This window comes from Streptomyces sp. 4F14, assembly GCF_048159485.1.
Taxonomy (GTDB): domain Bacteria; phylum Actinomycetota; class Actinomycetes; order Streptomycetales; family Streptomycetaceae; genus Streptomyces.
This window is the reverse complement of record NZ_JBLRVY010000009.1, coordinates 200,276-225,349: the sequence shown is the minus strand read 5'-3', so window position 1 is coordinate 225,349 and position 25,074 is coordinate 200,276. Positions and strand designations below refer to the sequence as shown.

General features: G+C 73.1%; 23 protein-coding genes and 1 pseudogene. 10 read left to right on the top strand and 14 right to left on the bottom strand.

Annotation, left to right across the window (positions count from 1 at the left end; all coding sequences use genetic code 11):
- Nucleotides 1-177 precede the first annotated feature (177 nt).
- The 5 genes from ACLZOT_RS18040 to ACLZOT_RS18020 form a co-directional block, all read right to left on the bottom strand.
- On the bottom strand, nucleotides 178-1,710 hold the full coding sequence (locus ACLZOT_RS18040) for a PucR family transcriptional regulator (RefSeq protein WP_416969963.1): 1,533 nt from the start codon (nucleotides 1,708-1,710) through the stop codon (nucleotides 178-180).
- Between the two features lie 15 nt (nucleotides 1,711-1,725).
- Entirely contained in the window at nucleotides 1,726-3,009 is a 1,284-nt protein-coding gene (locus ACLZOT_RS18035; RefSeq protein WP_416969962.1) for an aspartate aminotransferase family protein, read from the bottom strand.
- Nucleotides 3,006-3,848 (bottom strand): nitrilase-related carbon-nitrogen hydrolase, encoded by an 843-nt coding sequence (locus ACLZOT_RS18030; protein ID WP_416969961.1) that lies wholly within the window; start codon nucleotides 3,846-3,848, stop codon nucleotides 3,006-3,008. The genes ACLZOT_RS18035 and ACLZOT_RS18030 overlap by 4 nt, the downstream gene beginning before the upstream one ends.
- A 374-nt stretch (nucleotides 3,849-4,222) precedes the next feature.
- On the bottom strand, nucleotides 4,223-5,803 hold the full coding sequence (locus ACLZOT_RS18025) for a hypothetical protein (protein WP_416969960.1): 1,581 nt from the start codon (nucleotides 5,801-5,803) through the stop codon (nucleotides 4,223-4,225).
- A gap of 135 nt (nucleotides 5,804-5,938) precedes the next feature.
- Nucleotides 5,939-6,193, bottom strand: a complete 255-nt coding sequence (locus ACLZOT_RS18020; RefSeq protein WP_416969959.1) for a helix-turn-helix domain-containing protein — start codon at nucleotides 6,191-6,193, stop codon at nucleotides 5,939-5,941.
- 32 nt (nucleotides 6,194-6,225) lie between these two features.
- On the opposite strand from ACLZOT_RS18020, the gene map reads away from it, so the two are divergent.
- Nucleotides 6,226-6,999, top strand: a complete 774-nt coding sequence (gene map, locus ACLZOT_RS18015) for a type I methionyl aminopeptidase (protein WP_416969958.1) — start codon at nucleotides 6,226-6,228, stop codon at nucleotides 6,997-6,999.
- Between the two features lie 51 nt (nucleotides 7,000-7,050).
- Here the strand turns inward: map and ggt are convergent, their stop codons facing one another.
- Nucleotides 7,051-8,871 (bottom strand): gamma-glutamyltransferase, encoded by a 1,821-nt coding sequence (ggt, locus tag ACLZOT_RS18010; protein ID WP_416969957.1) that lies wholly within the window; start codon nucleotides 8,869-8,871, stop codon nucleotides 7,051-7,053.
- A 147-nt stretch (nucleotides 8,872-9,018) separates the two neighbouring features.
- Here ggt and ACLZOT_RS18005 point away from each other — a divergent pair, with 147 nt between their 5' ends.
- On the top strand, nucleotides 9,019-9,774 hold the full coding sequence (locus ACLZOT_RS18005) for a hypothetical protein (protein WP_416969956.1): 756 nt from the start codon (nucleotides 9,019-9,021) through the stop codon (nucleotides 9,772-9,774).
- A gap of 638 nt (nucleotides 9,775-10,412) precedes the next feature.
- Here the strand turns inward: ACLZOT_RS18005 and ACLZOT_RS18000 are convergent.
- Nucleotides 10,413-10,832 carry a DUF6278 family protein gene (locus ACLZOT_RS18000; RefSeq protein WP_416969955.1) on the bottom strand — a complete coding sequence of 140 codons (420 nt, stop codon included), beginning with the start codon at nucleotides 10,830-10,832 and terminating at the stop codon, nucleotides 10,413-10,415.
- Nucleotides 10,833-10,933: 101 nt separating this feature from the next.
- Here ACLZOT_RS18000 and ACLZOT_RS17995 point away from each other — a divergent pair, with 101 nt between their 5' ends.
- Nucleotides 10,934-12,859: a GDSL-type esterase/lipase family protein gene (locus ACLZOT_RS17995; protein WP_416969954.1), complete on the top strand. Its 1,926-nt coding sequence runs from the start codon at nucleotides 10,934-10,936 to the stop codon at nucleotides 12,857-12,859.
- A 9-nt stretch (nucleotides 12,860-12,868) separates the two neighbouring features.
- Here the strand turns inward: ACLZOT_RS17995 and ACLZOT_RS17990 are convergent, their stop codons facing one another.
- The 3 genes from ACLZOT_RS17990 to pcaC are packed head-to-tail and all read right to left on the bottom strand — an operon-like array spanning nucleotide 12,869 to nucleotide 15,628.
- Nucleotides 12,869-13,648 carry an exodeoxyribonuclease III gene (locus ACLZOT_RS17990; RefSeq protein WP_416969953.1) on the bottom strand — a complete coding sequence of 260 codons (780 nt, stop codon included), beginning with the start codon at nucleotides 13,646-13,648 and terminating at the stop codon, nucleotides 12,869-12,871.
- Between the two features lie 30 nt (nucleotides 13,649-13,678).
- The gene (locus ACLZOT_RS17985) at nucleotides 13,679-14,314 is read right to left on the bottom strand and encodes an MBL fold metallo-hydrolase (RefSeq protein WP_416970067.1); all 636 of its coding nucleotides are present in this window, start codon (nucleotides 14,312-14,314) and stop codon (nucleotides 13,679-13,681) included.
- A gap of 30 nt (nucleotides 14,315-14,344) precedes the next feature.
- Entirely contained in the window at nucleotides 14,345-15,628 is a 1,284-nt protein-coding gene (pcaC, locus tag ACLZOT_RS17980) for a 4-carboxymuconolactone decarboxylase (protein ID WP_416969952.1), read from the bottom strand.
- A 414-nt stretch (nucleotides 15,629-16,042) separates the two neighbouring features.
- Here pcaC and ACLZOT_RS17975 point away from each other — a divergent pair.
- The 4 genes and pseudogenes from ACLZOT_RS17975 to ACLZOT_RS17960 all read left to right on the top strand — a co-directional run.
- A pseudogene (locus ACLZOT_RS17975) lies at nucleotides 16,043-16,357 on the top strand (response regulator transcription factor); the annotation flags it as partial.
- A 55-nt stretch (nucleotides 16,358-16,412) separates the two neighbouring features.
- A complete protein-coding gene (locus tag ACLZOT_RS17970) occupies nucleotides 16,413-16,937 on the top strand; it encodes a hypothetical protein (protein WP_416969951.1) in 525 nt (174 codons plus the stop codon).
- A gap of 207 nt (nucleotides 16,938-17,144) precedes the next feature.
- Nucleotides 17,145-17,717: a prephenate dehydratase gene (locus tag ACLZOT_RS17965; RefSeq protein WP_416969950.1), complete on the top strand. Its 573-nt coding sequence runs from the start codon at nucleotides 17,145-17,147 to the stop codon at nucleotides 17,715-17,717.
- Nucleotides 17,714-17,857 (top strand): hypothetical protein, encoded by a 144-nt coding sequence (locus ACLZOT_RS17960; RefSeq protein WP_416969949.1) that lies wholly within the window; start codon nucleotides 17,714-17,716, stop codon nucleotides 17,855-17,857. The genes ACLZOT_RS17965 and ACLZOT_RS17960 overlap by 4 nt, the downstream gene beginning before the upstream one ends.
- 25 nt (nucleotides 17,858-17,882) lie before the next feature.
- Here ACLZOT_RS17960 and ACLZOT_RS17955 read toward each other — a convergent pair whose 3' ends face one another.
- Both ACLZOT_RS17955 and ddaH read right to left on the bottom strand, forming a co-directional pair.
- Nucleotides 17,883-18,596, bottom strand: coding sequence for a GNAT family N-acetyltransferase (locus ACLZOT_RS17955; protein WP_416969948.1), 714 nt, complete (start codon nucleotides 18,594-18,596; stop codon nucleotides 17,883-17,885).
- Nucleotides 18,597-18,759: 163 nt separating this feature from the next.
- Nucleotides 18,760-19,584, bottom strand: coding sequence for a dimethylargininase (gene ddaH, locus ACLZOT_RS17950; RefSeq protein WP_416969947.1), 825 nt, complete (start codon nucleotides 19,582-19,584; stop codon nucleotides 18,760-18,762).
- Between the two features lie 40 nt (nucleotides 19,585-19,624).
- On the opposite strand from ddaH, the gene panD reads away from it, so the two are divergent.
- Nucleotides 19,625-20,041: an aspartate 1-decarboxylase gene (panD, locus tag ACLZOT_RS17945; RefSeq protein WP_416969946.1), complete on the top strand. Its 417-nt coding sequence runs from the start codon at nucleotides 19,625-19,627 to the stop codon at nucleotides 20,039-20,041.
- A gap of 50 nt (nucleotides 20,042-20,091) precedes the next feature.
- Here the strand turns inward: panD and ACLZOT_RS17940 are convergent, their stop codons facing one another.
- Nucleotides 20,092-20,922, bottom strand: a complete 831-nt coding sequence (locus ACLZOT_RS17940; protein WP_416969945.1) for an alpha/beta fold hydrolase — start codon at nucleotides 20,920-20,922, stop codon at nucleotides 20,092-20,094.
- Between the two features lie 138 nt (nucleotides 20,923-21,060).
- Here ACLZOT_RS17940 and ACLZOT_RS17935 point away from each other — a divergent pair, with 138 nt between their 5' ends.
- Entirely contained in the window at nucleotides 21,061-21,999 is a 939-nt protein-coding gene (locus tag ACLZOT_RS17935) for a TauD/TfdA family dioxygenase (protein ID WP_416969944.1), read from the top strand.
- A 359-nt stretch (nucleotides 22,000-22,358) separates the two neighbouring features.
- Here the strand turns inward: ACLZOT_RS17935 and ACLZOT_RS17930 are convergent, their stop codons facing one another.
- A complete protein-coding gene (locus ACLZOT_RS17930; RefSeq protein WP_416969943.1) occupies nucleotides 22,359-23,288 on the bottom strand; it encodes a kinase in 930 nt (309 codons plus the stop codon).
- A 149-nt stretch (nucleotides 23,289-23,437) separates the two neighbouring features.
- On the opposite strand from ACLZOT_RS17930, the gene ACLZOT_RS17925 reads away from it, so the two are divergent.
- The gene (locus tag ACLZOT_RS17925; RefSeq protein ID WP_416969942.1) at nucleotides 23,438-25,072 is read left to right on the top strand and encodes a sensor histidine kinase; all 1,635 of its coding nucleotides are present in this window, start codon (nucleotides 23,438-23,440) and stop codon (nucleotides 25,070-25,072) included.
- Nucleotides 25,073-25,074 lie beyond the last annotated feature (2 nt).

Genomic DNA, 25,074 nt, shown 5'->3' with positions numbered 1-25,074 from the left:
GGGCCCGCCGGGCGCCGTGGGGCAGACGGAACTTCCGGCGCCCGCCCCAGGAGCTTAGGAAGCCGGGGAGCGGGCTTTGAGGTGCAGCGTGTCACGTCTGGAGGCGTTCGGCGTGTCACCGTGTCACGCTCTCTTCGGCCCATGTTTCACCGCCGTTTTCGCAGGTCGTTCTGTGTTTCAGCGCTGTTGCGCGTCATGCGCGAGGAGTGCGATGTGCACGGACGCCGCCTGTTCGAAGTCGTCGAGGTCGACGCCGAGGCGGGTCTGTATCGCCTCCAGGCGGCGGTAGAGGGCGGGCCGGGAGACGTGGTGGAGCTGGGCGGTGCGGGATTTGTTGCGGCCGGTCGCGAGGTAGGTGCGCAGGACGGCCAGCAGGTCGTCGTCGGCGGCGCGCAGCAGCCCGTCCAGCTCCCGTTCCGCGAACGCCTGGACGTGCGGGTCGTCACGCAACAGCCGGACCAGGCCCCGCAGATGGACGTCCCGCAGGCGGACGACGCCGGGGAGGTCGAGGGCGTCGCCCGCGCCGTCGACGGCGTCGGCGACGTGCCGTGCCTCGCGCAGCCCCGCCGGGACGTCCTCCCAGCTGCCACGTGGCCCGGCGGAGGCGACGACGGCCGAGCCGAGGCGGGCCGCGAAGTGCGCGGCGAGCGCGTCGGCGTCCTGGTCGCGAGCGAGGCTGAGGAGGACGGCGGTAATTCCGTCGGCGAGTTCGGCGACGAGTCCGGGCAGCCCCAACAGCCGTAGCGTGCGCTCCAGTTCACCGGGGTCACGGTCGCGCACGGCGAGCGGGACGAACGTGCGCCGGTTGACCGGCAGCCCCGCGGCCCGTGCCCTGGGCAGGAGCTGTCGGGCCGGTACGACACCGGAGACGAGGTCGGTGAGCAGGCTCTGCGCGGACTGCTCCTCCCAGGTGGGGGCGGCGCCCAGCATGCGGTGCAGGACGAGGGCCTCGGCGGCCCGGTCGGCGAGGAGCCGCCCGCCGGCGGTGTCGCCCCGGTGGCCGCACAGCACGATCTGTCCCCAGCGTTCGCCCCGGCCGCCGAGTTCGGCGCGGATCCACCCGTCGCCCTCCCGGCCGCCGGCCTGCCGGGCGATGCGCTCCCAGTCCCGCAACACGTCGTCCACGGCGGGGCGTTCGCCGGCGGTGGCGAGGACGCGGTGGGCGAGGTTGGTGACGACGACGGGGCAGCCGCTGTGCTGGGCGACCTCGTCGAGGAGCCGTTGCAGCGGGGCCCCGGCGGTGATGAGGCCGGTCAGCGCGGTGCGGACGGCCTCCGAGAGGCTGACGGCGGCGAACTTCCGCCGGACCAGCCGGGATTGGACCTCCTCCGTCAACTCCGCGAAGGGGAAGGGCCGGTGGAGGACGACGAGGGGGAGCCCGCAGCGTTCGGCGGCTCTGCGCATCGCGTCGGGCGGGGTGGGGAAGGCGCGGCCGAGTCCGAGGACGACGGCCGCGGCCTCCGCGCGGTACAGGGAGTGGATGTACTCGGCCTGCGCGCTGTCGTCGCCGGCGAGCAACACCCCGGTGGTGAGGACCATTTCGCCGCCGCTGAGCATCACGCCGACGTCGGGGGCCTCGGCGACGTGCACCCAGCGGACCGGCCGGTCGAGCTGTCCGGCGCCGGCCACCACCTCGGGCTCGCCGGCCAGCACCCGTTCCAGGGAGAGGACCTGACGGACCGACAGGGCGGGTTCCAAGGTGGTGGTCATGGCGTCGTTCCTTCGTTACCGCGTACTCCTGAGAGCGCTGTCGAGGATCGCGGCGCCCTCTTCGGCCTCCGCGACGGTCAGGGTGAGCGGCGGGGCGACGCGCAGCGCGCTGGTGGCGTGCCCGCCGCCCTTGCCGATGAGCAGGCCGCCCGCGCGGGCCGCCTCCAGGACGGCGGCGGCGCGGTCCGGATCGGCCTCGTCGGTGCCGGGTTTGACGAGTTCGACGCCGATCATCAGGCCGCGGCCGCGTACCTCACGGACACCGGGGTCCTGCGCGGCGGTGGCGCGGAGCCGCTCGATGAGGAGGCCGCCGACGCGGCGGGCGTTGCCCTGGAGGTCGTGCTCCAGCAGGTAGGTGAGGTTGGCGAGCCCGGCGGCCATGGTGAGCTGGGTGCCGCCGAACGTCGAAATGCTGTTGGAGTCCAGGCAGTTCATGATCTCGGCGCGGGCGATGACCCCGCCGATCGACGTGCCGTTGCCGATGCCCTTGGCGAAGGTGACGATGTCCGGCGGGCCGCTGCGGGCGTGTGCCTGCCAGCCCCAGAAGTGGTCGCCGGTGCGGCCCCAGCCGGTCTGCACCTCGTCGGCGATCCACAGGATGCCGCGCTCGCGCAGGACTTCGCGGAACGCCGCGTACAGGCCGTCCGGCGGAGAGGTGAACCCGCCGACGCCCTGGATCGGTTCGGCGATCAGCGCGGCGGGCGGGCGGGTGTGGCCGAGGAGGTCCTTGAGGTCGTCGACGCAGGCCGCGGTGAACGCCTCGTCGTCGAGGTGCGCGTAGGGGCCCCGGGTGCGGACGCCGCCGTGCACGTAGAGCGTCTGGAGCGGGGACAGGGAGGTCGGGGACCAGCCCTTGTTGCCGGTGATGCCGACCGTACTGAAGGAGCGGCCGTGGTAGCTGTTGCGCATCGCGAGGACGGTGTTGCTGCGCCGGTACGCCGTCGCGAGCAGCAGGGCGGTGTCGTTGGCCTCGGTGCCGGAGGTCGTGAAGAAGACGCGGGCGTCCGGGATGCCCGACAACTGGGCGACGCGCTCGGCGAGTTCGACCATCGGGCGGTTCAGGTACAGGGTGGAGGAGTGGATGATCCGCCCGGCCTGTTCGCTCACCGCCTTCGTCACCTCGGGCAGGGCGTGCGCGGTCATCGTGGTGAGGATGCCGCCGAAGAAGTCCAGGTAGCGGGTGCCGTCGGCGCTCCACACGTACCGGCCCTCGCCGTGCGTGATCTCCAGCGGCTCCTCGTAGTACAGGGCGAGCCAGTCGGGCATGACGGCTCGGTGGCGGGCGTACAGGTCGCTCACGGCTTCACCAGTCCTTCGTAGGCGTCGGGGCGGCGGTCGCGGTAGAAGGCCCACTGCTGCCGCACGTCCTCGATCAGGTCGAAGTCGAGGTCGCGGACGACGAGTTCCTCGTCCCTGTCGCTCGCGGTCCCTCCCACGAACTGTCCCCGCGGATCGACGAAGTAAGACGTCCCGTAGAAGTCGTTCTCGCCGTACTCCTCGCGGCCCACCCGGTTGATCGCGGCGACGAAGTACTCGTTGGCGACGGCCGCCGCCGGCTGCTCCAACTGCCAGAGGTACGCAGACAGTCCGCGTGAGGTCGCCGAGGGGTTGTAGACCAACTGGGCGCCGTTGAGCCCGAGTTGCCGCCAGCCTTCCGGGAAGTGGCGGTCGTAGCAGATGTATACGCCGACCTTTCCGACCGCCGTGTCGAAGACGGGCCAGCCCGCGTTGCCCGGCCGGAAGTAGTACTTCTCCCAGAAGCCCTTCACCTGGGGGATGTGGTGCTTGCGGTACTTCCCGAGGTAGGTCCCGTCGGCGTCGATCACGGCGGCGGTGTTGTAGTAGAAGCCGGTCCCCTCGACCTCGAAGACCGGTACGACGATCACCATGCCCGTCTCGCGCGCCAGCTCCCGCATCCGGCTCACCGTCGGCCCGTCCGGCACCGGCTCCGCCCAGCGGTAGTGCTCCGGCTCCTGCACCTGGCAGAAGTACGGCGCGTTGAACACCTCCTGGAAGCCGATCACCCGCGCACCCTGCCGGGCCGCCTCGCGGGCGTGCTCCTCGTGTTTCGCCACCATGGACTCGGTGTCGCCGGTCCAGGTGGCCTGGACCAGTGCGGCACGTACGACATTGGCCATGAGCTGCTCCTTCGACGGGACGTCAGAGCCTCTACGCCCGTAGAAAGCGGGCCATAGAGGCACGAACGTAAGCCTCCGCGACGCCCTTGCCAAGACCACGGCCGTTAACCCGGGGAGTCGATCGCGTTTCACACTCCGGTGGGGGGCGGGGCGGGGCCGTTCGGAGCAATGCGGGGTGGGGCGGCGGCTCGGGCGGAGGTACTACCCGGGTACGCCGGGCTCGCGACCGGCGCGGCCCGGTCGTCCTGGGGTACTACACGGGTACGACCGGCTCGGCGCCGACGCCGCTCGGTCACCCTGGGGTACTCCCGCTCGCGACCGGCGCCGCCGCCCTCCCCCCGAGGTACTGCACGGGTACGACCAGGGTCGCCCCCTCACGCCGAGAACCCCGCCACCCGCAGCGCGTGCACCACATCCCAGTACCGCTCCTCCGACACCCCCCGCGCGGCCTCCACCAGCAACGGCACCAGCGTCCGCGGGTCCGGCGCGACGCTGCGCGCGGCCTCCTCGGGCGCCCGCACCCGCACGTACGCGTCGAGCAGCGCCCGCACCTCGCGCCGCCGCCCCTCCCCGGCCAGCCCGAGGACGGCCTCGCCGATCTCCTCGGCGGGCCGCGCCACGCCCTGCCGCAGGATCTGCTCCCCGTCGTCCGCCCGCCCCGCCCCGGTCAGCGCGTCCGCCGCCGCGACGAGCCGTTCGGCGGGCAGCGACGCCGCCTCCCACAGCAGCGTCGACCAGTCGGCGCCGAGCCCGGCCCGCTGGAGCTCGCCCGCGACCAGCGGAATCCGCTCGGCGGGCCAGGACGCCAGCTCCACCAGCAGCGCGTGCGCCTCCCCGCTGCGCCCCTCGCTCCGCAGCGCGACCAGCCGCCGCACCACCTCGGCGGTCTCCTGCCGGGCGACGACGTCCGGAGCGACGGCGGGCTCCTCCCGCCCCCGCACCGCACCCTTACGGCCACCGCCCCCCGCGAACCGCGCCCCGCGCGGCCCCTTACCCCCGTCCCTCTCAGGTACGACAGCCACCGCCTCCTCCGGTACGACGACGGCGGCCCCCTCCTCCTCGACGACCCCGGCGAACCGCGCGCTCCCCCGCCGCCGCTTGCGCTGCTTGGGCACGGCGGCCGGGGCGACCGCCGGAGCCTCACCGGCATCGGCACGCGCCTCCCCGTCACCGCTCCCGCCCTCGGCCGCCACGGCACCGCCGGAACCGACGCCGCCCGCCCCGCCCTCTCCGGCACCCGAACCTCGCCCAGCCCCCCACGACGCGCCACCGGCCTCACCCGACGCCCAGCCACCCCCCGAACCCCCCTCACGGCCCCCCGGCTCCACCCCCCGCCCCTCGAACTCCCCGTCACTCCCCCAGGACCCCCGAAGCCGCCCCTTCCCGTCCCGCCCGAACGCCCCCACCTGCCCCGCGGCACCGGACCCCTCCTCCGGGAACCCCCCGCCCCGCCGGTCCAACTCCGCCATCCTGGCCCGCAGTTCGGCGCACCGCGCGGTCGCCCGCTCATGGTCGTCATGGGCCCACGCCAGCTCCAGCCGGACCCCGTCGGCCTGCTCCCGGGTGACGGCGGAGGCGAGCTGCCGCCCCAGCTCGGCCTGCCGCTCGACCGCGTACCGCTGCTCGCGGAGCATGACGTCGAGCCGGTCCCCGAGGGCGTCGCGGGCCCCGGGCCGCGCGTCGTGGGCGCGCAGGGCGGCGGCGTGCAGGGCGCGGACGCGGTGCGCCTCGCGCTCGGCGACGGCGGGGCCGTATGCGGACGCGAGGTCCTGGAGGAGCGCCTCCATGACGTCCCAGGGCGGCATCTCGGTGCCGTCGAGGCAGGCCCGCATACCGTCGGGGTCGCGCTGCCAGAACACCGCGCACCAGCCGCCGCCCTGGTCGAGGCGCCCCAGCAGGCCGTCCAGGCAGCTCACGAACTCCCGCACCTGCCCCGGGAGTTGTTCCACAGTCATCTCCGAACTCCCGCCAGACCGCTCCACTCGGACTGGCCAGAAAACACCAGCCGTGTTACAGCGCGGCTACGAGCAGTTTGCGAAGGGGCCGCGAAGACAAAGTGGCCAGATCTTGACCACCCCGCCAAGAGATGTTCACGCCACCCCCGCCAGAACGCACCGCACGGCCAACTCGTCCATGGACAGCCCGAGTACGCCGACCAGCGCGGCGACCGTGAAGAACGCCGGCGTCGGCGCCCGCCCGGTCTCGATCTTGCGCAGCGTCTCCGCGGAGATCCCGGCCTGCGCCGCGACCTCGGCCATGCTCCGCTCGCCGCGGGCCTCACGCAGCAGCCGGCCGAGCCGCTCGCCGCGTTCGCGTTCTTCTGGGGTCAAGGGGGTGCGCACCATGACCCCATTCTAATACCGGTATAGTAATTGGCATGGTGGAGCTGAAGACAGACACGTCGATCGACGAGATGTACCGGGCCGGCCAGGTGGTCGCCCGCGCCCTGACGGCCGTACGGGAAGCCGCTGACGTGGGCGTTTCCCTGCTGGAGCTGGACGAGGTGGCGCGCGGGGTGCTGCGTGCGGCGGGCGCGGGCTCGCCGTTCCTCGGCTACCGCCCCTCCTTCGCGCCGACGCCGTTCCCGGCCGTCATCTGCGCCTCGGTGAACGACGCGATCGTGCACGGCATCCCGACCCGGCAGAAACTGCGCGACGGCGACCTCGTCTCCATCGACTGCGGCGCCCAACTCGACGGCTGGGCGGGGGACTCGGCGATCAGCTTCACCGTCGGCGCCCCGCGCCCGGACGACGTCCACCTGATCGAGACGGCCGAACGCGCCCTGGCCGCCGGGATCGCCGCCGCGACGGCCGGCAACCGCATCGGCGACATCGCGCACGCGATCGGCACGGTCTGCCGGGACGGCGGCTACGGCGTCCCGCAGGGCTTCGGCGGCCACGGCATCGGCCGCCGGATGCACGAGGACCCGCCGGTCCCCAACGAGGGCCGCCCGCACCGGGGCATGCTGCTGCGCCGGGGCATGGCCCTGGCGATCGAGCCGATGCTCATCGCGAGCGGCCGCGACGGCTACCACGAGGCCCCGGACGGCTGGACGCTGCGCACGAACGACGGCTCCCGCGCGGCGCACGTCGAGCACACGGTCGCGATCACGGACGAGGGCCCGAGGATCCTGACGGCCCGGGAGAACTGAACGAGGGGCGGCCCACCCGGATTCGGGCGAGCCGCCCCTCGACTTCCTTGTCTAGCGCGCCGGATACACCACCTGCGCCGACCCGCCACCGCGCCGCACGGTCTCCGCCGCGGCCACCCACTTCCCACCGGGCAGCCGCTGCACGGCAGTCGCGGCGCCGATCTCGGGGTTCAGCCGGAACCCGTGCCCGATGGCCTCCAGCTCGGTCCTCAAGTCACCGTTGTACAGGGCGGGTTCGAGCTCGGTGGTCGTCTGGTTGCGCTGGCTCGCACGCGGCGCGGCAATCGCGTCGACCAGCGGCAGCTTCCGGTCCACGAACTCGGTCAGCACCTGGAGCACGGTGGTGATGATGGTGGCCCCACCGGGCGAACCGAGCGCCACCACCGGCTTGTTCGCCTTGTCGAGCACGATGGTCGGCGAGATCGACGACCGGGGCCGCTTGCCGGGGCCCGGCAGGTTCGGGTCGTGGACGGCGGGGTTCGCCGGGGTGAACGAGAAGTCGGTCAGCTCGTTGTTGAGGATGAACCCCCGCCCGGGGACGGTGATCGCGCTGCCGCCGGTCTGCTCGATGGTGAGCGTGTAGGCGACGACGTTGCCCCACTTGTCGGCGACCGTGAGGTGCGTGGTGCTGTCACCCTCGTACGTCGTCGGCGCCGCCGTCCCGCTCGCGTCGCAGGCGGCCGGGTTGCGCGGGTCGCCGGGCGCGACGGGGCTGGTGAGGACGGCGTCGTCCTTGATGAGGCAGGCCCGCGAGTCGGCGTACTTCTGGGAGAGGAGTTCCTTCGTGGGGACGTTCTCGAAGGCCGGGTCGCCGACCCAGCGCCCCCGGTCGGCGAACGCGATCCGGCTCGCCTCGATGTAACGGTGCAGGTACTGGACCTCGCTCGCCTTCGAGAGGTCCGTGTTCTCCAGGATGTTGAGGGCCTCGCCGACGGTGGTGCCGCCGGAGGAGGAGGGCGCGATCGAGTAGACGCCGAGTCCTCGGTACGACGTCTTCGTGGGCGCCTGGAAGTGGGCGCGGTAGGCGGCGAGGTCGGCGGCGGACAGCTTGCCGGGCCGGGCCTTCCACCCGGAACCCGGGTCGACCGGCGGCTTGTTGACCGTGCTGACGATGTCCTTGCCGATGTCGCCGCGGTAGATCGCGGAGACGCCCTTCTTCCCCAACTCGGCGTAGGTGCGCGCGAGGTCGGGGTTCTTCAGGGTCGAACCGACCACCGGGAGCTGCCCGTTCGGCAGGAACAGCTTCGCCGTGTCGGGGAAGTAGCGGAAGCGGGTCTCGTTGGCGGCGGTCTGCGAGCGGAACGTGTCGTCGACGGTGAACCCGTCGCGGGCGATCCGCTCGGCCGGCTTCAGCACCGAACCCAGGCTCTTCGTCCCCCACTTGGCGAGCGCGCTCGCCCAGGTGGCGGGGGTGCCCGGGGTGCCGACGCTGAGGCCGCTGGTGACGGCGTCCGCGAAGGCGAGGGGCTGCCCGTTCTCGACGAACAGGTTCGCGTCGGCGCTCAGCGGGGCGGTCTCGCGGCCGTCGATCGTGCGCACAGTACGGGACTTGGCGTCGTAGTAGACGAAGTAGCCGCCCCCTCCGATGCCCGCCGAGTAGGGCTCGGTGACGCCGAGCGCGGCGGCGGTGGCGACGGCCGCGTCGACCGCGTTGCCGCCCCTCCGCAGCACCTCGATGCCGGCGGCGGAGGCGTCCGCGTCGACACTGGAGACCGCGCCGCCGTACCCGACGGCGACGGGGACCTTCTCGACTGCCTTCTTCTGCACGGACGATGACGAGGCGGTCGGTGGCGCGGCGGCCCCCACCGAGACCACGGCGGCAGAGACCGCCAGGACCGTCAGTTTCCGTACCACTGGGCGACGCAGGGCCATCCGCTCGTACCTCCAGTCAAGGACCGTCCGCGCACTGTAGCCACACTGCCCCGTCGCGGACAGCCGCATTCAGGGCACTGTCATACGACCGCCACACCTCGAACACGGGTACGCCCCGGGCGGGTTCGGCCGCTAGCATGCGCGCCCATGAACGACGACGTGCGCAACATCGTCCTCGGCGTGCTGGCCGCCGGTATCAGCGCCGGGCTCGGCTGGCTGACGCGGACCTACCTGTGGAGGCGACGGCTCCGCCGCAAACAGGCGTTCTTCGGGCTGCCGGAGAACTCCGAGACCCTGCTCGTCGTCAACCGCGACCCGGCGACCTCCGAACCCGCCGTGCACCGCTTCGACGTGTTCGCGCTCCTCGAACTGGCCGCGCTCATCAAGGACTGCGGGGCCAACGTGCAGATGGTCACGCAGGACGGAGTGCAGCAGGGCTTCGGCGAGCGTACGGAGTTCTGCGTCGGCGGGCCCGGCTCCAACCGGCGGATGCTCGCGCACATGTCGGCGATGCTGCCCGGCTTCCGGGTGAACATCGACCCCGAACCCGGCCCGGACCGGGGGGCGTTCCAGATCGGCACCGAGCGCTACCGGATGGACCCGGGGATCACGGAGTACGTCCTGCTGGCCCGGCTGACGACCGGCGAACGGCGCGGCACGCGGCCGGTGTTCCTCTTCTGCGGCCAGCGCGCGATCAACAACCAGGCGGCGACCCGGTACTTGGCCCGCCATCACGAGCGCCTGGCCCGCAAGTACGGCGCGGACTCCTTCGCGCTGCTCCTGAAGGTCGTCAACTCCCAGGCGTACGGCCCGGATGTGACGGAGCTGGTGGCCGACGTGACCCGCACGGTCCGTACGCCGCTGGTGGACCCGGTGGCCCCCACGTCCCACCGGGCGACCTGACGATCCGTCAACTGGCGGTGACCGTAAGCCCGGTGGCCCCGACACCAAGACGAGCGGCACCCCCGCCGCGCCTCCACGGCGAGGGCCCGCCCGTTCTCGGCAAGCCGGTCCGGCGATGCGCCGCACACCCACCCGACCCGCTCCGCATCGAGCACAACCCGTCCGGCGCGCGGCTGACCTTCTCCCCGTACAGCGTCCGGCCGGTCGCACGGACCGCCTGCGCTGCGCGAGCAGTGATCTCCGGCCGCGCGTCCGGCCGGGTATGGCTCTGGTGAACTGCTGCCCCCTACGGTCCGCCCTGCGGCGGAGTCCCCGGCCCGGTCACCGTCGCTCCGGGGATGAACGATCCATCGTAGTCGAGCCCGGTCACGGCGAGGACGCCCCCCACTAGTGGCCGACGGAGCGGGCCCGGTCGGGTTCCTTCTTGCGCTTGTCGACGTCACGCAGTCCGATCAACGGATCGACGGCCATGCTCAGCCCTACTCGCTCTCAGCTGTGTGTCGTGGTCGCCGCAAACTATCCAGAGCGGACGGGGCGCGCGGCGCGACACGCACTTTTCGGGCATAAGCCGTATTTAACCTCTCTTCGCAGAGACACGGAGGCACGGAGGCACGGCAGCCCCTTCAGTTGCAGCCCCTTCAGTTCTCGGCGACCTCCGCGTACCACTGCGACAGCTCCGGCACCCCGCTGGCCGCCCACTCCCGGCCGGCCGTCACGACGTCGAACTCCCGCCCCGAGCCCAGCCGTACGACGGGTTCGCCGCCCGGCCAGAACGCCCACTCGGCGCCCTCGACGGTGCGCACGACGACCGTGCCGAGGTAGAGCCCCGCGTCGTTGCCGAGCCAGGACAGCGTCTCCTCGTCGTCGCGCCAGCGCGGCAGCAACTGGTCGAGCGCCTCCAGCGAGCCGACCGTGTCGTCGAGCCGGATGCCCGCCTCCCCCGCCTGGGAACGCAGGAGTTCGCACTCGGACAGCAGCTCGGCCACGCCCTCGGGGTCGGCGTCCAGCAGCGCGCCCGCAGCCCTCTTGCGCCTGTTGCCCAGGAAAGGGATGTTCATACACCCAGCGTGGCACTCGTACCAGCGTCAGCACCACAGGCGCGCGGGCACCCCTGCCCACCATCCCAGTACGATCATCGGACGACCGGAGAAGGAGAGCCGTGCGCCGAAGGACCTGGGCGTTTGCGCTGCTCGCGGCCCTGCTGCTGGTGCCGCAGTCCGCTGTGCGCGCCGGTGTACACGCCCCGAGCGCCCCTCCCGTACCCCTGGAGAGCCACTTCGACAACCGGGGTATCAGCGCCGACGCCCACCCGGCCGCCGCGGACCTCGACGGGAAGGGCGCCTCCCTGCCGGCCTCGGCCCTCGCCGCGGCGGGCTGGACCCCCGGCCGCGCCCTCACCGTGCACGGCACCCGCCTCACCTGGCCCGCGACCGCCCCCGGCAGCCCGGACAACGTCCTCGCCGACGGCCAGCGGGTGACCGTCTCCGGCCGGGGCGACGCGCTCACGTTCCTCGTCACGAGCACGGCGGGACACACCGCGCGCGGGACGGGCGAGATCACGTACGCCGACGGCACACGCGCGCGGTACGGCCTCGCCGCCCCCGACTGGCGGCGCGGCTCCCTCGCCACGAAGGCCGTCGCCCTCCCGCACGTCAACACCCCCGCCGGCCGCCGCACCGCACGCGCGCGCGTGTACGCCGCGACGGTCCCCCTGGACCCGGCCCGCCCCGTCACCTCCGTACGCCTCCCCGTCGCCTCCGGCCACTCCGGCCTTCACGTATTCGCCCTCGCGGTCCGCGCGAACCCCCTGCCGTGGACCGGCACTTGGGCCACGGCCCACTCCGGCCTCCCCGCCGAGGGCCCCTGGACGGACCGCACCCTGCGCCTGGTCGTCCACGCCTCCACGGGCGGCACCCGCGTGCGCCTGCGGTTCGACAACACGTTCGCGGGGACGCCGGTACGGATCGGGGCGGCGACGGTGGCGCTGCGCGCGGAGTCCGGCAGGGCGCGGGAGACGACAGCGGCCGGGGCGGCCCCCGGTGACTCCCCCCGGCCCCCCGGCCCCACGCCGCCCGTGACGGCCCCGCCGGACCCCGCCCGGCCTCCCGGAGCGGCCCCGGACCCGGCAGCCCCTGACGCCGCCCCCAGCAGCGCCGGAGCGGCCGCGGGCGGTGTCCCCGTGCCGGTGTCCTTCGGCGGGGCGGCCGGTGTCGAGATCCCCGCCGGGACCAGCGCCGTGAGCGACCCGATCGGCCTCACCGTGCCCGCGGGCGCCGATCTGCTGGTCAGCTTCCATCTGCCGGGCACCGTGACCGCGTTGCCCACGCACCGGTTCGCGTCGCAGCGGTCGTACGTGAGCGCGCCGGGCGATCACACGGCGGACCGCGCGGGGGCGGCGTACGCATCGGTGATCACCGGGTGGCCGCTGCTGGCCGGGGTGGACGTGGCCGGCGGGCCCGGGAGCGTCGTCCTGCTGGGGGACTCCATCACCGACGGGTACCTGTCGACGACGGACGCGAACCGGCGGTGGCCGGACGTGCTCGCCGCGCGCCTGCGCGGGCAGCGGGCGGTACCCGCGTACGGCGTGCTGAACGCCGGGATCGCGGGGAACCGGGTGGCCGCCGACGGCTATGCCGGGGACGGGGTCTCGCCCGCCTCGTCAGGGGTGTCGGCGCTCGCGCGGCTGGAGCGGGACGTGTTCGCGCAGCCGTCGGTGCGGACGGTGGTCGTCTTCGAGGGGATCAACGACCTGCTCCGGGGCGGGACTTCGGACGACGTGACCGACGGGCTGCGGGAGATCGCCGAGCGGGCCGGGGCGCGCGGGGTACGGGTCCTGGGCGCGACGCTCCTGCCGTGCGCCGGGGACCGCAGATGTACCCCCCGGGTCCAGGAGCGGCGCGAGAAGGTCAACGCGTGGATCCGGGACGGCGACGCCTTCGACGCCGTCCTCGACTTCGACGCCGCGCTCCGGGACCCCGCCGCCCCGTCCCGGCTGCTCCCTGCGTACGACAGCGGGGACCGGCTGCACCCCTCGGACGCGGGGTACGCGGCGCTGGCGGGGGCGGTGGACCTCAGGGAGCTGTAGCCCCCGGGGTCACACCTCCAGGTCGACGACCACCGGCGCGTGGTCCGAGGCGCCCTTGCCCTTGCGCTCCTCGCGGTCGACGTACGCGTCCTTGACGGCCTTCGCGAAGGGTTCGTTGCCGTAGACCAGGTCGATGCGCATGCCCCGGTTCTTGGGGAAGGCGAGCTGGCGGTAGTCCCAGTACGTGTACGGGTGGTCGTACTTGAGGGGGCGGGGTACGACGTCCGTGAGGCCGGACTCGCGCAGGGCCGCGAGGGCGGCGCGCTCGGCGGGGGTGACGTGGGTGAGGCCCTCGAAGACGGCCGTGTCGAAGACGTCGTCGTCCGTGGGGGCGACGTTGTAGTCACCGAGGACGGCGAAGGGGCGGCCCCCCTGCGCGTCGCCCGTGACGGCCGCCTTCAGGGCCTCGAACCACTGGAGCTTGTACGCGTAGTGCGCGTGGTCGACCTCGCGGCCGTTCGGCACGTACACCGACCACACGCGCACGGGGCCGCAGGTCGCCGACACCGCGCGCGGCTCCTGCGCGCCCTCGTACTCCGGGCCGCCGGGCAGGCCCTTGACGACGTCCTCAAGGCCCACCCGGGAGAGCACCGCCACGCCGTTCCACCGGCCCGTCGCGTTCACCGCGGCCTCGTACCCGGCCTCGCGCAGGGCGTCGAACGGGAACTGCTCCTCGGCGAGCTTGGCCTCCTGGAGGCACAGCACGTCCGTGCCGCTGCTCTCCAGCCAGGCCAGGAGCCTCGGCAGGCGGGCGGTGATCGAGTTCACGTTCCAGGTCGCGATGCGCATGCTTCACAACCTACCGGGCCCCACTGACAGTCACAGCGAGGTGCTCTCCCCGGGCGCCAGCCGCCCGTGCTCGGCGCCGCCCAGCGCGCCGATCTGGTTGTCGTAGACCGGCCGGGCGAGGTCGGTGAGGAGGGCGTCGTGGATGTCGTACGCGCGCGCGGGTTTCACCTCGCGGACGTAGTCGATCACCTCGGAGATCTTGCTCCAGGGGGCCATCACCGGCAGCATCAGCGTCTCCACGGCGTGGTCCGGGACGGTCAGCGCGTCGCCGGGGTGGAAGACGCGGCCGTCGTCGATCAGGTAGCCGACGTTCGTGATGCGCGGAAGGTCCGGGTGGATGACGGCGTGCAGTTCGCCGTGGACCTGGACGTCGAACCCGGCGGCGGTGAACGTGTCGCCGTGCCCGACGGTGTGCACGCGCCCGGGGAAGGCCGCGGCGAGCTGCTCCGCGACCGCGCGCAGGGTCCAGATCTCCGCCTCGGGGTTCGCCTCCAGCGCGGCCCTGAGGTGTGCCTCGCTGAAGTGGTCCGGGTGCTCGTGGGTGACCAGGATCGCGTCCGCGCCGACAGCCGCGTCCGGTTCGCTGAACACGCCCGGGTCGAGGGCGAGGGTGCGCCCGTCCTTCTCCAGGCGGACACAGGCGTGCGACTTCTTGGTGAGCTGGATGGACTTCGTCATGGGTCCATCCTGCAACGCTCACTCCTGCGGTGTCGTCTCCTCCCGGATGACCTGCTGGGCCACCCGGAACGCGCTGTTGGCCGCGGGCACTCCGCAGTACACGGCGGCGTGCAGCAGGACCTCCTTGATCTCGTCCGGCGTAAGACCGTTGCGCAGGGCCGCGCGCGTGTGGAAGGCGAGTTCGTCGAGGTGGCCGCCCGCGACGAGGGCGGTCAGGGTGACGCAGCTGCGCGCGCGCCGGTCGAGGCCGGGGCGGTCCCAGATCTCGCCCCAGGCGTACCGGGTGATGAACTCCTGGAAGTCGCCGGAGAAGTCGTCGGCCTGGGTCAGCGCGCGGTCCACGTGCGCGTCGCCGAGCACCTCGCGGCGGACCTTCAGCCCCGCGTCGTACGGGTCGGGGCGGCCCATGACCTGGTCGGTCGCGACCGGCAGGGCCGGGGCGATCTCGGCGATCGGGGCGAGTTGCGGCGGAAGCACCACGGGTATCGCCGGTACCACGGTCTGCCCCGTGTCGTACCCGGGCTGCCAGCCCGTCGAGAAGTGCCGCGCCAGCAGGTCGGTGACGGCGGCCGGCTGCTCCACCGGGACGAGGTGCGAGGCGCCGGGTACGACGGCGAGGCGCGCGTCCGGGATGCCGGCGACCAGCGTGCGCGCCTCGGCGGGGCCGGTGACCTGGTCGTCGGAGCCGACCAGGACCAGCGTCGGGACGCCGACCATGCCGAGTTCGTGCCGTACGTCGAAGGAGGCGAGGGCCTCGCAGGAGGCTATGTAGCAGCCGGGGTCGGTGGTGCGGACCATCTGGACGGCCCAGTCGGTGATCGCGGGCTGCGCGGCGGCGAACCCGGCCGTGAACCAGCGGTCCGGCGAGGTGCGGGCGATCGGGTCGAGGCCGTTGGTGCGCACGATGACCCCGCGCTGGCGGAACTCGTCAGCCGTGCCGAACCGCGGGGAGGACGCGATCAGCACGAGCGAGGCGAGCCGCTCCGGGTGGCGCAGGGCGAGTTCGACGCCGACGGCGCCGGCGAGCGCGCAGCCCGCGAAGCCGAAGCGCTGCACACCGAGCGCGTCGAGGGTGGCCAGCAGGCGGGCGGTCAGGTCGGCGACCGAACCGGCCGGGTGGGCGGGGGCACCGCCGTGACCGGGCAGGTCGAACCTGAACACCCGCCACTGCTTGGCGAGTTCGGGAATCTGCCGGTCCCACATGTGCCAGGTGGTGCCCAGTGAGGGACCGAGGATCAGGACCGGGGCGTCCTCTGGCCCGTCGAAGCGGTATTGCAGGGTGCTCATCGGTGTCTCACTCACCCGCCCGACCCTCTCATCCGTCACGCGAGGTCACATCGCCGGGGTGGACCTACCGGGCCTTGCCCCGAACCGGCGGGTGTGCGTGGCCGTGCCGTCAGCGGGCCCACCAGGAGGTTCGTGTCGCGGCCCCACCCGGCGGGGGCACGGCCGGACGGTCCGGCCGGTGGCCGGACGGACGGCGAAAAGGTCATTGCGCGCAGGCGAACGAGACTCCTCCACCTATCCGCCCCGGGGAGCGGGACGATCGGCGGCAGGGGACGAAACGCTGGTTGCGATGAGTCAGCGCGCACCGGAACTGCCGGCTCTGGCGAATACCGGGAACACCGCGGGAACCGGAACTGCCGTCATGCCGCCACCGATTCCGACCGAGTCATGGCGGGCCCTCGTGGTGGAAAACGATGCCCGATACGCGGAATCCAGGTGTACGGGCGGGCCGACCTCGTCCTCATCGACCTGGAACTGCCCGACCTGGACGGGCTGGAGGTCTGCCGGGCCATCAGGGCCGTCTCCGACACCCCCATCATCGCCCTCACCGCCCGGGGCACCGAGGTGGACCGGGTCCTCGGCCTCCAGGCCGGGGCGGACGACTACATGGTCGAGCCGTGCGGGTTCCGGGAACTGATGGCCCGGATGCAGGCGGTGATGCGGCGGGCCCGGCCCGTGCCGCGGTCCATCGACGCCGGCTCCCGCGAGGTGAGCCTCTGCGGAGAACCCGTCCGCGTCACCCGCTCTGGGCACCCCCGTCGAGGGCCTGCGGCTGCGCGTCGCCGACGAGCACGATCGGGTGCTGGGCGAGGGCGAGACCGGTGAGCTCCAGCTCGCCGGGCCCATGATCACCCCGGGCTACCACAACAACGAGCAGGCCACCCGGGACGCCTTCACCGCCGACGGCTCGTTCCGCAGGGGTGACCTCGGCCGGCTCGACGAAGGGCGGCTCATCCTCGTGGGCCGCAGCAAGGACAGCGTCATCGTCAACGGCGTCAACTACTTCAGCCACGAGATCGAGACCCTGCTGGAGCGACTGGACGGCGTCGCCCGTTCCTACGTCGCCGCGTTCCCGACCCGCACCCCGGGCAGCGACACCGAGCAACTCGTCGTCGCCTTCCGCCCCGCGCTGATCCTGCCGCTGCCCCAGGACGCCTTCCCGAAGACCAGCCTGGGCAAGATCCAGCGCGCCCTGATGCGCCGGAAGCTGGGGACCGGCGCCTACGAGGAGGTCACCCGGTCCGTCGCCGGCCTCGTCCTGCGGCTGCGCAGCCTGGTGGCCAGCGGCTCGGCGCGCACGACCTCCAGATCATCACCGTGCTGATGGCCCCCACCGTCCGTCAACTGGCTGCCCGGCGGGCAGGAGCGCCCCTTCCCCACCGTCCCCGCGGCGCTCGACGCGGTGCGCCGGGGGGGGACTGCGGGGCGGCCGTGGTGCCCCTGGAGAACTCCGTGAAGGGCGTGGTGCCCGTCACGATGGACCAGCGGTCTCGGCGGAGCTGTACATCACGGCCGAGGTGGAGGTGCCGGGATGGCCCGGCCCGGCACCGAGCTCTCCTCGGTCACCGAAGTGCTGAGCCATCCGCACGCGCTCGCCCAGTGCGCGCGCTGGCTGGCGGAGCGGCTGCCCGAGGCGCGGCTGCGGTCCGTGGACTCCACGGCGGCGGCCGCGCGCGAGGTGGCCGGGACGGCGTCGGCGGCGGGGGCCGCCGCGGTCGCGGCCCCGCTGGCGGCGGACCTGTACGGCCCGGCGTCCCTCGCCACCGGCATCGGTCTGCGGGCCGGCGCGGTCACCCGGTTCGTCTCGGTCGCCCCGGCGTGGTTCCCGCCGGCGCGGACCTGGCTGGACCGCACCTCCCTGATGGTGAACCCCGGTGACGGCCCCGGCCGGCTGGCCGACATCCTCACCGAGTTCGGCTCGCGGGACATCGAGGTCAGCCGGCTCCGCTCCTGGCCCACCGGCGACCGCCTCGGCAGCTACCGCTACTTCATCGACGTCGACGGCCACATCGAGAACCCGCCCGTCCAGGAGGCGATGTCGGTGATCGCCGGGCTGGGCGCGGGAGCCCGCTTCCTGGGCAGCTATCCACGCTGGGCCCGATGATCGCCCCGTCCGGCGGCGACACCAGCATGGTCCAGCGGCACCCGTGGGAGCCGGTCCAGGAGGGCGCCGCCCGCCACCGCACGCTGACCCGGTACGGGGGCTGGGTGTACGTCACGGTGGGTGAGGCACCTCAGCGGTAGGCTCCGCCGGCCGGCTCACCGCGTCTCACCGCGTCTCCCCGAGGAGGTGGCGGCGGTGGCGGTCGTCCAGCCGGTCCAGGTCGAGCAGGACGAAGAAGTCGGCGGTGTCGGAGTGCGGGTCGTGGGCCGGGGGTCCGCACACCCGGGCGCCGAGGCGGAGGCAGCCGCGCAGCAGCGGGGGCAGCAGGGTGCGGTCGGGTACGCCCTCGGCGGGGCCGGGCGGCGTCCACGGGCGGTGCGGGCGGACCCGGTGCGCGGCGGGAGCGGCGTACTCGGTGGCGCCGAGCCGCCACGCGACGGCCGCCGCCCGGCCGCCGTCGGCCAGGGGTACGCAGGCGCGGGCCGCCAGGTAGCGCCGGCCGGAGAGCAGGAGGTAGCGGGCCAGGCCGGACCACAGCAGGTGGAGGACGGCGCCCCTGCGGTGGTCGGGGTGGACGCAGCACCGGTCGGCCTCGACCGTCAAGGGGCGCACCGCGCGCAGGCTGCTCAGGTCGAACGCGGCGTCGGCGCGGGAGAGTCCGGTCCGCCCGGGCGGCAGGAGCCGGCAGGTGCCGACGACGTCGCCCGTGGTGGTGTGGGTGACGATGAGGTGGTCGGCCCGCTCGTCGAAGCCGTCCTCGCCCGGCTCGTCGGCGAGGACGCGGTGGCGCAGTCGCTGGGCGGCCCTGATCTCCTCCTGGGTGTCGGCGATGGAGATGACGTAGTCGCTGCGGACCGATGTCGCGGCTGTCGAGGGCATGGGTGCCGTTTCTCCCTTGGACGGACGCGCCGGGCCGTCCTGCTCGCCCGGCGAGGGGTGTCGGCCCCTCGACAAGGACCGTAGGAGCGGCCGGGCCGGCGGGTGAAGGGGCCAAAGGCAGGCGCGGGCCCCGACTTTCGTCAGGGCCGCGGACAGCCGTCGGTCACCCTTCGCGCAGTTCGAGCGTGCAGCACTTGACGCTGCCGCCGGCCTTGAGGAGTTCGGTGAGGTCGACGCCGATCGGTTCGAAGCCGCGGTCCCTGAGGCCGGCCATGAGCCGGGTCGCGGACTGGGGCAGCAGGACGTGGCGGCCGTCGCTGAAGGCGTTGAGGCCGAAGACCGCGGCGTCCTCGGCGCTGGCGAGGAGGGCGCCGGGGAACAGTTCCCGCAGGACGGCCCGGCTGCCCGGGGAGAACGCCTCGGGGTAGTACATGACCTCGTCGTCGGCGAGGACGGCGAGCGCGGTGTCGAGGTGGTAGAAGCGCGGGTCGACCAGGGTCAGCCCGGTGACCGGCAGGCCGAAGTACTCCTGGGCCTCGGCGTGCGAGCGCGGGTCGGTGCGGAAGCCCGTACCGGCGAGGAGCCGGCGGCCGACGAGGAGGTAGTCGCCCTCCCCCTCGTTGACGTGCTCGGGCCAGTGGGTGTCGGGGAAGCCGTTCGCGCGCAGCCAGGCAAGGTACAACGGGCCCTCGGCGGTGCGTTCCTCGTGCCGGAAGCGGGCGCCGAGCACCTTCCCGTCCACGACGGTGGCGCCGTTCGCCGCGAAGACCATGTCGGGCAGCCCGGCCGCCGGCCGGACGACCTCCACGGTGTGCCCGAGGTCGCGGTAGAGGCTGCGCAGCCGCTCCCACTGGGCGAGGGCGAGGCCGCCGTCGACGGGCTTCTCCGGTTCCATCCACGGGTTGATGGAGTAGGTGACGTCGAAGTGGCTGGGCGGGCACATCAGCAGTCGGCGCGGGATGGCCGTACGCGGGCTGTTTTCTGGCATGTCATTTCCTTTTATCGAGCCGGGGTATTAAATGAGAAGCATGTATCGAACCATGATGAAGTCGAAGATTCACCGGGCGACCGTGACCCAGGCGGATCTGCACTATGTCGGATCGCTCACCATCGACGCCGACCTGATGGAATCCGCAGACCTGCTCCCGGGGGAACGGGTCGACATCGTCGACATCGACAATGGCGCACGCCTTTCCACCTATGTCATCGAAGGCCCCCGGAATTCGGGGGTGATAGGAATCAACGGCGCGGCGGCCCGGCTGATCAGTCCGGGCGATCTCGTCATCATCATCGGCTACGCGATGGTGACGGACGAGGACGCGGCGAAGCTGGAGCCCCGGGTCGTCTTCGTGGACGGGGAGAACAAGGTGACCGGCCTGGGCGCGGACCCCGCCGAGGTGCCGGCCGGCTCCGGGCTGCGGCGCGGGGACGTGGTCGGCGGCTAGGGGGGCGCGCGGTGGCGGCCGGAGGGTTCCGGTCGCCACCGGCGTCGTCGTCAGGCCGGGGCGGGCACCCCGGGCTCGCGCTCCGGGCGCAGTGCCGCCAGCAGCACACGGTTGACCGGGTCAGGATGCTCCAGGTAGCCGATGTGTCCGCAGCCGTCGACGAGTTCGAACGTGGCGCCTGGGACGGCCGCGGCGATCTCCCGGCCCGCGGCCGGCGGGGCCAGGACGTCGTCGGAGAAGGAGACGACGTGGCTGGGCGCCCGGATGCCCCGGTACGCGGCGAGCCGGTCCGGCATGGGGTAGAGCCCGCGCTGTGCCCGTACCGCCGACTCGGCCGCCGTGGACAGTTCGAAGACCTCCAGCCAGTCCGCGGCCCGCCGGTCGTCCGCGAGGCCGCCCCGCGAGAGCTGCTGGAGCACCTGTGCCACCGCCCGGTAGCGGGGCGGCAGTTCGATGCCGAGGTCCTCCAGTTCGCGTTCGGCGTGGTTCAGGGCCGTGCTCAGGGCGTCGCTGCGGCCCCGCGCCGCCATGAGGACGAGCCTGCTCACCAGCTCGGGGCGGGCGAGCGCCAGTTCGGCGGCGATGCGGGCGCCGAGCGAGGTGCCGACGACCGCGCACGGACCGATGCCGAGGTGCTCGATCAGGGCGGCCGTGTCGGCGGCCATGTCGTCCACGGTGAAACCGGGCGGGCCGCCGTCGGCCGGGGACACGCCCCGGTTGTCGAAGGTGACGACCCGGTGTCCCGCCGCGACCAGCGCGGGCACCTGATGCAGGTGCCACGCTCTTCCACTGCCGCCGGTTCCCATGACGAGAACCACGGGTACGCCGTTTCCGGTGTCCTGGTAGTTCAGTCGGAATCCGTCGCGGATGATTTCGGGCATGCGTACTCCTCGTGCGGTCCTGCTTACAGCGACAATCGCGCCTGAGTAAAAGGCTTCCGCTTTCGGCGGACGGTGTTATGTGATGTCAGTGATCGCATCCTCATGGATTGCTCGTGAATGAAGGGGAAGGACCAGCGCATGATGTCTGGCGGTAACGAGATTCCCGTCGTCGAGGCGGCCACCGGTGATCCCGAATGGCTCCGTGAGAATTCCGGCGCGCTGAAGTCGGCCGCCCTGGAAGGGGGCGCGGTTCTGGTGCGGGGCCTGAATATCTCCGGTCACGCGGGGGCCGCCGCGGCGAGCCGTGCGCTCACCTCGGAGCTGATGACCGAGGTGGAGGGGTTCGCGCCCCGTACGGCGCTGCCCGGCGGGGTGTACTCGTCGTCGGAGTGGCCCCCGGACCAGCCCATGTGCATGCACCACGAGCTGTCCAGCGCCCCCCGGTACCCGCAGTGGCTGGTGTTCTCCTGCCTGCGGGCGAGCGCCTCCGGTGGCGCCGTGTCCGTGGCCGACGCCGCGCGGGTGCTCGACTCCCTGCCGGCCGGCATCGTCGGGCCCTTCGAGCGGGAGGGCTGGCAACTCGTCCGCAGCTACGACCAGTTGGTGGGCCCTTCCGCCGCCGACGCGTTCGGCACGGCCGACCCGCAGGCCGTCGAGCGGTACTGCGCCGCCCACGGCATCGAGCTCCGGCGTCTGCCGGGCGGCGCCCTCCAGACCCGGCAGACCCTCCCGGCGGTGGTGAAACACCCCCTGACGGGACGGCGCTGCTGGTTCAACCAGATCGCCTTCCTCAACGAGTGGACGATGGACCCGGCGGTCCGCGAGTTCCTCGTGGGCGAGTTCGGCCCCGAGGGCCTGCCGTTCACGACGTTCCTCGGCGACGGCACACCCCTGGACCCCGCCACCGTAGAAGCCGTCAACGAGACGTACGACCGCCACGCGACCGAAGTCCCCCTGCGCGACGGCGACCTCCTGCTGGTGGACAACATCGGCACCGCCCACAGCCGCGCCCCCTACAGCGGCCCGCGCGAGATGGTGGTGGCCCTGGGGGACCCGCTGCCCAGGCTGCCGGGATAGCCCACACGAAGCCGGCCGGTGGGGCCAACACCTCACCGACCGGCACACCACCGGCCGACGCCCCACCGGATAGCCATCCACCGGCTGACACCCCACCGGCCGATCCCCGACCGGACGGCCCTCCACCGACCCACACACCACCGGCCGGCCATCCACCGGCTGGCACCCCACCGGCCCGCGCCCCACCGGATAGCCATCCACCGGCTGGCACCCCGTCGGCCGATGCCCGTCCGGCCAGCGCCCGACCGGACGGCCCTCCACCGGCCGACACCCCACCGACCCGCACCCCACCGGACGACCCTCCGCCGACCCACACCCCACCGGCCAGCAGCACCCCACCCCCCGGCGCCCCACCCCCCTCACAACCCCGGCCCGAAGCTCAGCGTCCGATACGTCGTCACATTCCCCGCCAACGCCGAACACGCCTGCACGACCCGCACGATCTTCCGCGCCCGGTCCGGATCCGCGTCGTCGATGAGGATGCCGAGCGACGTCCCGCTGTGCGCGGCGACGACGCCGAGGCCGCCGGCCTCCTCGCAGATCGCGGTCATGCGCTCCAGGGTGGTCTTGGGGCGCAGCGCCTGGTTCAGTACGGCGCTGCGGGTGGCGACGGCTCCCACGGTCCGCAGGTCGCCGTCCCGTACCGCCGTGGCGAGGCGGTCCAGGAGGCGCGCGTACTCGTGGTGCTGGGCCTCGGTGAACGGCTTGGGGATCCGGTTGAACTCGACGGTGTCGACAGTGCCCCCTTCGTCGATGCCGACGACGGTCATGGGAGGCAGCGAGCCGAGCGTCTGGCGCAGCCGGACCCGGCGGTGGTGGTAGGCGACGACGCTGTCGTAGAGGACGCCGTCGGTGGGTTCGATGCGGCCGAGGTACGACTCGATGCGGCGCGGCGGCATCGGGATGCCGAGGGCGTTGCCCGCCGCGCGCGCGGTGGCGACGAGGTCCGCGGAGGAGCTGGCGAGGCCCTTGCCCTCGGGCAGCGTGCTGTCCAGGGTGAGCAGACCGCCCACGGGGACGGGCAGCTCCTCGATGATCATCGCCACCAGGCGGGCCGCCTTGCGCTTGTGCTCCGGCACGACCCGTACCGCCGTGGAGTGCGGGTCGGTGCGGAAGGTGGCCACGGTCCAGCGCGCGATGGGCAACGTCACCAGGAAGTCGCCGTCGGGGCCCGGCAGGACGCCTTGGAGCAGCTCGCCGAAGGTGCCGAACGCGGTACTGACGCCGGTCGTCCCCCGGGCGTGCAGAAGGCCGGACTCATCCTTGAGAGCCTTCAGGGAAGGTGCCAACTCTGAACCCCAGTCGCGTGGCATCGGAACGTGCGCGGTAACACCGCTGTCGCGGCCCAACGGTGCCAACGGACCGTCATCGGCGTCAACGAGCTGTATCCCTCTCGCAAAGTGCCAGCTCACTGGAGGGGTTCGGTAGGGTCGGCCGGGTGACTGAGCATGGGGGAACCAAGGAAGAGGGCATACGGCTGGACGTGCCGAGGCCGTTACCGGCGTCCGGCAGGGCGCTGCTGTGGGACGGGGCGCTGTGGCTGGCGCTCGCCGGTGCGGGCGGGTGGGCGTACTGGTCGTCGCTGCACCCCTCGGTCGTCCTGGACCTGGTGCTGCCGCTGCTCGTGCTGGCGGTGGCGATCCCGGGAAGCCGCAGGTGGCCGAACGCCGCGGTGTTCGCCGGGAACGCGCTGTGCGCGGTGGGGCTCGCCGACGACTCCAACCCGGCGAACGCCTACGCGCTGGCGCTGGCCGCACTGACGTACCTGATGGGCGTGCGGACGCAGGTCGGACGGGCCCCGCTGCTGGTGCTCACCTCGTGTCTCGCCGTCGACCTCGCGCTGTGCGCGGTGCTGGGGCGGGGTGCGGTGTGGTGGTTCTACGCGGTGACCGTGCTGCCCGTGGCCCTGCTGGTGCCATGGCTCGTCGGCCGCTATCTCCAGGCGCGGCGGGCCCTGGTGTCGGGCGGCTGGCGGCTGGCGCGGACCCTGGAGGAGCAGCAGCGTTTCGTCGCCGAGCAGGCCAGGCTCCGCGAGCGCAACCGGATCGCCGCCGACATGCACGACTCCCTGGGACACGTACTGAGCCTCATCGCGCTGCGGGCGGGCGCGCTGGAGCTGTCGCCGACCCTGGGCGACCAGGACCGCGACGACGTCGCCGAGCTGCGCAAGGCCGTCTCGGAGGCCGTCGACCACCTCCGGGAGACCGTGACGGTGCTGCGGGACGGCCCGGACGACACGGGCGTCAAGGACTCCTCCGTCGAGTCCGTGGAGGAACTCCTCGCCCGGGCGACCGCGTCCGGCATCGCGGTGGACCTGGTCCGGGAGGGCGGCAGCCCCTCCTTCTCGCCCCTCGTCGAGCACGCCGTGTACCGGGTCGTGCAGGAGTCGCTGACGAACGCGACGAAACACGCCCCCGGCAGCGCCGTGCACGTCCGGATCGCCCACGAGGACGGCCGTACCGAGGTCGATGTCACCAACTCGGCCCCGCCGGCGGGCCCGTTGCCCGGTCTGGTGCCGGGCAACCGGGGTCTCGCCGGGCTGCGGGAGCGGGTCGGCGCGCTCGGCGGTGTCCTGCGCGCCGAACCGTTCGAGCAGGGGTTCCGGGTGAGCGCCGTGATGCCCGACCGGGTGGGCGGTACGCGGACGGACCGCGCACGGCAGTCCCCGCCCGAGGCCGAGCCCGAGTCGACGCGCCGGATGGGGGACGCCCGGCGCAAGGTCCGGCTGCGTTTCGTGGTGGCGTTCGTCGCCCCGGCCGCGCTGGCCCTCACGGTCCTGCCGTCCGCCGGGTACCTCGCCTACCAGCTGGCGACGTGCGTGCTGCACCCGACGGACTACGCGGCCATCCAAGTGGGCCAGGAACGGGCGCAGTTCGCCCGCCTGCTCCCTCTACAGAGCTACCCCTACCCGTCCGACTCCGTGCTGGCGGTCCCCCGGCCGCCCGGCACGAAGTGCGAGTTCTACCGGTCGAACGGCAACCTCCTCGACCAGGTGGACATGTACCGGCTCTGCTTCACCGGTGACCGCCTGACGGCGAAGGACGTCCTGCCGGACGGGCCCGAGGACTTCTAGAA